This window comes from Streptosporangium sp. NPDC006013, from assembly GCF_040614275.1.
Taxonomy (GTDB): domain Bacteria; phylum Actinomycetota; class Actinomycetes; order Streptosporangiales; family Streptosporangiaceae; genus Streptosporangium.
In genome coordinates, this window is the sequence record NZ_JBEXUE010000617.1 from 1 (window position 1) to 5,078 (window position 5,078).

Genomic DNA, 5,078 nt, shown 5'->3' on the forward strand with positions numbered 1-5,078 from the left:
CACAGCGTGAAGTTGTGGCCGACCCGCTGACCCAGTAGATCATCACCGCTTCAGCCCTACCGCCAAAATCCGGTCCGATCCTCCCCGGAGGCCGGCCGTAAGAATCTCGCGATGCTCCGGCTCTCTAGGAGAACCAGTTGGCGCCGAGTTCCTGGATGGTCTTGCTGCCCTTGGGCACCAGCAACGCCTCGCTCAGCACCTGGTTGAGGCTCTTGTCGTTATTGACCATGCCGAACAGGAAGAACATGCCGTCGTTCGCCGTACGGAAGCCGAAGATCGAACCGTGGCCGGCGAACGAGGCGTACAAGCCCTTGTACACCGCGGGGAACGCCTTGCGGCTGAAGCTGTTCTTGGCCAGGCGGTAGCCGGAGGCGCCCTCCTTCTTCTCGTTGTTCCAGAAGTTCTGGTACTCCTTGGCCACGGCGCGCGCCACGGTGTTGTCCATGTCGGTGATGTAGCCGTCGGCGTCGAGCCGCGGCCTGGGCATCCGCTGGCCCCAGTGAATCGGGGTCGCGACGGCCAGCCTGAAGGACTGCCCGGCGGAGCGGTAGAACGCGAGCACGTGCGGGCGGGCATACCCCTTGGTGTCCTTGTAGGTCGCCTGCGCGATGAACCAGTCAGCTGTCGACGGCTGCTGCTCCGGCCTGACCAGGTAGATCGTCGGGGTGCCGGTCAGGTTGATCGGCTTGTGCCCCGGTTTCGTGCCGAAGGTCTCGTGGTTGGCTTCGAGCACGCCCTCGTGCAGCGCCGCCTCGACGAACAACGCGTCCAGCAGGGCGTCCTTCTGCCACCACTTGCGCTTCTTGAGCGTCGCGTTGTACTTGTTCACCCACGCCCGCACGGCCTGCCTGGCCTGGGGGATGGTCAGCCCCGCCTTGGTCGCGGAGGGGGTGGGAGCGGCCGATGGAGGAGGTGAGGTGGCCTGCGACGTGGCCGGAGTCGGCGTGGGCGCATCGGCGGGCTTGGCGACCAGCCGGTAGACCACACCACAACCGGACAGGCTTAAGACGAGAGCCACAATCAGCAGCATTCTGCGCACTGGTATCGATCCCCCGTGATCGAGTATGTACGTGATCGAAAAGAAAATATCGGATAAATAACCCCGACTGCGCAGATGGAGCACCTTTTCGCGCCCTGGGCCCGCCCTGCTAGGGCCTGTCCTGCGGATCGTGAGAGCCAGTCCAAGGTGGCGATGAGCAGGATCTGGGAGCGGTAGATGTGGGCGCGTTCGGCGTAGCGGGAGGCGAGTGCGCGGTAGCGCTTGAGCCGCGCGATCGCCCGCTCCACACGGCTGGCACCCGGCAGCAGGCATCCACCGCCAGATGCAGCTTGCAGCCGGGGGCGATTGATGAAGCGCTACATCCTGACCGGCACCCCTGGGGCCGGGAAGACGGCGATCCTGCGTTGGCTGGAGTGTGACGGCCACACCGTCGTCGAGGAGGCGGCGACAGATGTCATCGCCCTGCACCAGGCCCGGGGTGAACCCAAGCCGTGGACGAAGCCGTAACCTCGGGTTCATCACACCGACCGAGGCGCGATTGATCACCTTCGAGGAGTCGCTGCGATTCGAGCGGGTCCACCAGGACACCTACATCTCACTCGGCTACGAGTGCGTGCCGATCGCTCCGGGCATGCTGCCGGACCGGGTAGCGGCGGTCAAGAAGCAACTCGAAGCTGCACCGTGACCGAACCACGGACCACATCGGAGCCACTCGTCTAGGAGATCAGCGGCCCGTGCCGTGCCTTCCGGGTGGAGGCCAGTCCTCCGATCAGGCCACTCACAGCGCAGACCGTCACCAGCCCCAGGTACTGCGGCATCGAGTAGGCGAACCACAACTCTCCCGTCGCCGCCTTACCCAGCGCGGCCAGCGACGCGGCGGCGATTCCCGTTCCGAGCAGCGCCCCCGCGCATGTCACGATCAGCGATTCCCAGCACACCGCCCTGGCGAGCTGACCCGGCTTCGTTCCCACGGAACGTAGCAGCCGGATCTCCTCCGTGCGCTCTGCCATCGACATGGCCATCGCGTTCAGCACCGAGATCACGGTGTAGGCCACCGCTGACCCCACCAGTACGGGAGCGGCCCACACCGACGGCCCGGTCCGTGTCACGCCCGCCGCCACGTCGGAGGTCGACACGGCGAACAAGAAGGTGCATGCGAGCGCCACGGTCAGCATCACCGGAGACGCGGCCGACATCGCCCGGCGCGGCTGCGTGATCAGGGAGGCCCTCGCCAGCGTTCCCGCGCCCGGATCGAGCCAAGCCGCCGGTGCCCCGAGTATCCAGCCCATCCCTCGCAGCAGGACCGGACCCAGCGCCGACGCGCCCACGCAGAGCACCATCGTCGCCCCCAGCCCGGTCGGCACCGCGGCCATGGCCTTCACCTGCGGGACCAGGGACAACAGCACGACCCCTCCGGCCAGCGCCACCACTCCGGCAACCGCCCTGGGCCAGGGCATGAGCCGCTGCTGCATCGCGCTCTCGCGCAACACCTCCAACGGCCCCGCGCGCACCGCTTTGCGCGCCGCGCTCCACGCGGCCAGCAGCGTCACCACCAGCCCGACCACCAGCGCCAGGACGAACGGCCCCGATGTGACCTCCACCGGGATACCTGCAGGCGTCAGGCCGACCGCTCGCATGAACGCCGCCACCACCCCGGCGTACGGTACGGCCAGCGCGCAGCCCGCCGTACTCGCCAGCACGGCCACCACCAGCGCCTCCGCCATGACCAGCCGGCGCACCTGCCGCGGCGTCATGCCGACCGACCGCAGCAGGCCCCAGGTCCGGCGCTGCCGCAGCACGTGCAGGCCCAACATCCCGGAAACCACGAAGACCGACACGAACCCCGACACCAGCGCGGACAGGACCAGCAGCCCCATGATCCCGTTCAGCTCGGCGTCCGCGTTCGCGCTCGTGACCAGCAGGCCGCTGGAGCTGACGAGCATCACAGCCATGAGCACGGCCGCGAACGACGCGGCGAATCCTGTCGGATTGGTCCGCACGTTGTTCCAGGCGAGTACGAGTGTCATCGACGGCCGCCCAGCCGCATGCCGATCTGGTCGACCGACGGTCTGTCCAGGACGTCCACGATGCGGCCGTCGGTCAGAAAAAGCACGCTGTCCGCCCGGGTCGCCGCCTCGGGATCATGTGTGACCATCACCACCGTCTGACCGAACTCATCAACCGCCTCGCGTAGCAGCGCCAGCACTTCATGTCCGGTGCTCCGGTCGAGCGCACCCGTCGGCTCGTCGGCGAACAGCACCTCCGGCCTGCCGAGCAGCGCGCGGGCGATCGCCACCCGCTGCTGCTGGCCGCCGGAAAGCTGCGCCGGCCGGTGCCCCTCTCGCCCTGCGAGGCCGACCCGGTGCAGTAGTTCACGCACGCGTGCCGGGTCGGGCCGTCGTCTGGCCAGCTTGCTCGGCAGGATCACGTTCTGCCAGGCGGTCAATGACGGGACCAGGTTGAACGCCTGGAAGATGACTCCGATCCCGTCGCGGCGGAGTACGGCCAGCTCCCTCTCCTGCAGGCGGGTGATGTCCTGCCCGGCGATACGGACGGCGCCCGACTGCGGCCGGTCCAGCCCCGACGCGCACTGCAGCAGCGTGCTCTTCCCCGAACCCGAGGGGCCCATGACGGCGGTGAAGCTGCCGCGTGGAAATTCGACGCTGACCTGGCGAAGCGCGACCACCTCGGTGGCGCCTTTGCCATATGTCCTGGTCACTCCGTCAAGGAGGACCGCTTGATCACTCATGATCTTCAGCCTGTCGGAGGCGGCTGCCGTGCTCCATCAGGTATCGCCCTGATCCGCCCCCGAACCCCCTGAGACCGGTGCACGGGGCCGGCGCCTGCGAGAGGGGCATTTGTGGTTTCGGCCACAGATCCAACTAAGTAGTTCCCGATCTGCGTTCGCACAAGACGGCTCAGCCTGACCCACCCGGCCTGTTGAGGGGACATCGCAGGTCAGAGGCGGCTGGCCCGCCTCCGATGTCTTCTCCCTTTCTCGGGATCGGCGACGGCAGGAGCAGCCTGGTGGACCACGCGTGTCCTGGACGATCCGGCCGGGCTGTTCGTGGGGCAGCCGGCCGCGCCGTCGGCGGTGAAACTGGGTGGCGGTGAGGAGGTCGCCCTGCTGGACGTGGCCACCGGCCCGCAAACCAAGGCCGGGAGCCTGCTCGCCGGGGAACTGCCGTAGCGGTCACGGGGTGCGCGGGACCTGGATGGCGGGTCGCAGGCGGGACATCAGCTCGGCCAGCTCGCTCACGGTCATGTCCGGCCCCTCCAGTTTCGCCCCGGACCACCGGTCGAAGAAAAGACACACCGCCCCCGGCTTGTAGATGTGGGTCTTCGCGTCGCTGAACTGGGACAGGTAGCAGGCCGCCGCGCCACCGAGCGGGGCGGTCGGCATCGCCACGATTCCCTCGGCGCAGGCATCGGCGGTCCTGGTGCCGGACCTACTCCTGACCGTCGTGAAGGCGGACTGCTGCAGTTCCTCGTCGAGCGAGGCGTCCGGGTCTGTGTGTTCTGGGTAGCGCCGCCACACCTGGACCTTTTTCTCACCGGGCGTCTGGTAGGCCGCGACGAGGATGAAGGACTCCTCGTCCGGGAGGGGGAAGGTACGGGGCATGTCCGCCGCGGTGAGCGGGAAATCGATGCGGGTCTCGGTGCGGGCGGCGGTCGGCGGCCAGGTGCCCTCGGGTGGTGACACGCACGGCTGGGACGCCTTCACCACGACCACGATCAAGTTCGCCACCAGGAAGAGCGGAATCACGACGCCGACCAGCGCGGCCAGCGGGATACGCCACCATGCCCCTTCGGTCGGCCACCATGTCTCTTTGCCGGGCTTGGCTTCGTCGGTCATGCTTCAGAGCCCGAGTGTGTTGTACATGCCCTCAGGGTGGGCGCACTCTCTTGGAGACCACTTGTGCCAGGACGCACTCCCTGATCAGCAGGCGAGAACGGGACTGACCGTCGTGGAGGCAGCCGACCTAGTAGTACTTCGTTAGGTTGATTTGATCTTGGGTGTTGGGTTCGGCATGCTGCTCTCGTGGACCTGGGGGAGATTGAGCAGTTGCGGGGTGAG

Annotated in this window: 6 protein-coding genes; 2 read left to right on the forward strand and 4 right to left on the reverse strand. The window is 67.6% G+C overall.

Annotation, left to right across the window (positions count from 1 at the left end):
* Positions 1–124 precede the first annotated feature (124 nt).
* On the reverse strand, positions 125–1,018 hold the full coding sequence (locus tag ABZ260_RS46180; RefSeq protein WP_355630956.1) for a hypothetical protein: 894 nt from the start codon (positions 1,016–1,018) through the stop codon (positions 125–127).
* A 330-nt stretch (positions 1,019–1,348) separates the two neighbouring features.
* Between ABZ260_RS46180 and ABZ260_RS46185 the strand changes: the two genes are divergently transcribed.
* Positions 1,349–1,507, forward strand: a complete 159-nt coding sequence (locus tag ABZ260_RS46185; protein WP_355630959.1) for an AAA family ATPase — start codon at positions 1,349–1,351, stop codon at positions 1,505–1,507.
* Between the two features lie 31 nt (positions 1,508–1,538).
* Positions 1,539–1,685 (forward strand): hypothetical protein, encoded by a 147-nt coding sequence (locus ABZ260_RS46190; protein ID WP_355630962.1) that lies wholly within the window; start codon positions 1,539–1,541, stop codon positions 1,683–1,685.
* A gap of 31 nt (positions 1,686–1,716) precedes the next feature.
* Here ABZ260_RS46190 and ABZ260_RS46195 read toward each other — a convergent pair whose 3' ends face one another.
* The 3 genes from ABZ260_RS46195 to ABZ260_RS46205 all read right to left on the reverse strand — a co-directional run bounded on the left by ABZ260_RS46195 (position 1,717) and on the right by ABZ260_RS46205 (position 4,856).
* Positions 1,717–3,027, reverse strand: coding sequence for an ABC transporter permease (locus ABZ260_RS46195; RefSeq protein ID WP_355630965.1), 1,311 nt, complete (start codon positions 3,025–3,027; stop codon positions 1,717–1,719).
* The gene (locus ABZ260_RS46200) at positions 3,024–3,749 is read right to left on the reverse strand and encodes an ABC transporter ATP-binding protein (RefSeq protein WP_355630968.1); all 726 of its coding nucleotides are present in this window, start codon (positions 3,747–3,749) and stop codon (positions 3,024–3,026) included. Before ABZ260_RS46200 ends, ABZ260_RS46195 begins: the two co-directional genes overlap by 4 nt.
* 444 nt (positions 3,750–4,193) lie before the next feature.
* On the reverse strand, positions 4,194–4,856 hold the full coding sequence (locus ABZ260_RS46205) for a hypothetical protein (protein WP_355630971.1): 663 nt from the start codon (positions 4,854–4,856) through the stop codon (positions 4,194–4,196).
* Positions 4,857–5,078 lie beyond the last annotated feature (222 nt).

Coding starts and splice junctions, on each gene's coding strand:
- ABZ260_RS46195 (WP_355630965.1), bottom strand. CDS start 3,027: ATGACACTCGTACTCGCCTGGAACAACGTGCGGACCAATCCGACAGGA.
- ABZ260_RS46200 (WP_355630968.1), bottom strand. CDS start 3,749: ATGAGTGATCAAGCGGTCCTCCTTGACGGAGTGACCAGGACATATGGC.
- ABZ260_RS46185 (WP_355630959.1), top strand. CDS start 1,349: ATGAAGCGCTACATCCTGACCGGCACCCCTGGGGCCGGGAAGACGGCG.
- ABZ260_RS46205 (WP_355630971.1), bottom strand. CDS start 4,856: ATGACCGACGAAGCCAAGCCCGGCAAAGAGACATGGTGGCCGACCGAA.